The organism is uncultured Lutibacter sp., from assembly GCF_937891065.1.
Taxonomy (GTDB): Bacteria; Bacteroidota; Bacteroidia; order Flavobacteriales; family Flavobacteriaceae; genus Lutibacter.
This window is the reverse complement of the sequence record NZ_CALAEQ010000189.1, coordinates 1-1,713: the sequence shown is the minus strand read 5'-3', so window position 1 is coordinate 1,713 and position 1,713 is coordinate 1. Positions and strand designations below refer to the sequence as shown.

Sequence of the window (1,713 nt, the reverse complement as noted above, 5' to 3'; positions counted from 1 at the left end):
TTTTATAATATAGGATATTCTAATATCACTATAAAAACATTCAATTTCAAAATCTTTTTGAATAAGGAACGTTTATTATCTTTGAATACATTTAATTTTAAAAAATATTATTATGTCTTTCGAACTACCAAAATTACCGTACGCTTATGATGCGTTAGAGCCACATATTGACGCAAGAACTATGGAAATTCACCATGGAAAACACCATGCTGGATATACCAACAATTTAAATAACGCTATTGCAGGATCAGATTTAGATAAAAAATCTATTGACGATATTATAACAAATTTAGATATGAATAATACCGCTGTTAGAAATAATGGAGGTGGATTTTACAATCATACTTTATTTTGGAATGTGATGAATCCTGAAGGAAAAGGTTATTTATCTGGAGAATTAAAAGATGCTATTGTAGCTGAATTTGGTTCAGTTGATGCTTTTAAAGATGCTTTTGCAAAAGCTGCAGCAACCCGTTTTGGTTCTGGTTGGGCTTGGTTATGTGTTCATAAAGGTGGAAAAGTAGAAATTTGCTCTACACCAAATCAAGACAATCCATTAATGCCAGGTGTTAGTTGTGGAGGTTTTCCAATTTTAGCATTAGACGTTTGGGAACACGCTTATTACTTAAACTACCAAAACAGAAGACCAGATTATATTAATGCATTTTTTAATGTAATTAACTGGAATTATGTTGAAAAATTATACGCAGAAAACAAATAAACGATTTACTACTACCTAAAATTAACTTAAAAAACTCACCAAATTGGTGAGTTTTTTTATTTTTCACATATTAGTCAAACTTTAAAGGGCCATAATAATTCATTTGAAGTAAAATCCAATTCTTTCTATTTTCAATATAAGCCGAGGAACCTTTAGCTTTATATTTTCTAGGATTTGGCAAAATTGCGGCAATTGAGGCAGCTTCATAATTAGATAATTTGGCTGCTGGTTTTCTAAACCAATGTTGTGAGGCCGCTTCAGCACCATAAACACCATTTCCCATTTCAATACTATTTAAATACACTTCTAAAATGCGTTCTTTACTCCAAAAAACTTCAATTAAAAATGAAAAATATACTTCAAAACCTTTTCGAACATAACTTCGTTGTGGCCATAAAAATACATTTTTAGCAGTTTGCTGTGTTATAGTGCTCCCTCCTTTAATTTTTTTTCCCTTTTTATTTTTCTCATAGGCTTTTTCTATGGCTTCTATGTCAAATCCAAAATGTTGGATAAACTTTTGATCTTCACTAACAATTACTGCTTTTGCCAAATTATCAGAAATTTTACTCATAGGTACCCATTTATGAGTAAAAGCTGCCTTTTCTCCTTTTGACCATTGTTCAACATTTCTAATTAACATAAGTGGTGTAAAAGGAACTGGAATCCATTTGAAGATTATCACTAAAAATATTGACAGCATAAAAAAGGCTACAATGCTCTTTAAAATCCATTTTTTAAGTTTTTGAAAAAATCTTCTCATATTACTTTCTAAAATTAGAGTTTTATATTTTACTAATTAATAAAACAAAAATATTGTTTTATTAATTGTCTTTTGTAAAAAAATATAAAAGTTGGTTTTTCAGAAAAAAAATAATTGATATGTTTTTTAGATTAGCACTTACTTTTAAGTACTTTAGCACCTCAAAATTTATGCTAGTTAATTATGTTTACATCACATTTAGGTGAATTATTTGCTTTATTAACTGCCG

General features: G+C 28.9%; 2 protein-coding genes. One reads left to right on the top strand and one right to left on the bottom strand.

Annotated features, from left to right (window positions below):
• Positions 1–112: 112 nt before the first annotated feature.
• Entirely contained in the window at positions 113–721 is a 609-nt protein-coding gene (locus Q0352_RS10285) for a superoxide dismutase (protein ID WP_299527212.1), read from the top strand.
• Positions 722–791: 70 nt separating this feature from the next.
• Here the strand turns inward: Q0352_RS10285 and mtgA are convergent, their stop codons facing one another.
• Complete coding sequence (mtgA, locus tag Q0352_RS10280) at positions 792–1,484, bottom strand: monofunctional biosynthetic peptidoglycan transglycosylase (protein ID WP_299527211.1); 693 nt, start codon at positions 1,482–1,484, stop codon at positions 792–794.
• Between the last annotated feature and the right edge of the window lie 229 nt (positions 1,485–1,713).

Bases quoted from the DNA above. Each gene is read 5' to 3' on its own strand.
- mtgA (WP_299527211.1), bottom strand. From the start codon at position 1,484: ATGAGAAGATTTTTTCAAAAACTTAAAAAATGGATTTTAAAGAGCATT.
- Q0352_RS10285 (WP_299527212.1), top strand. From the start codon at position 113: ATGTCTTTCGAACTACCAAAATTACCGTACGCTTATGATGCGTTAGAG.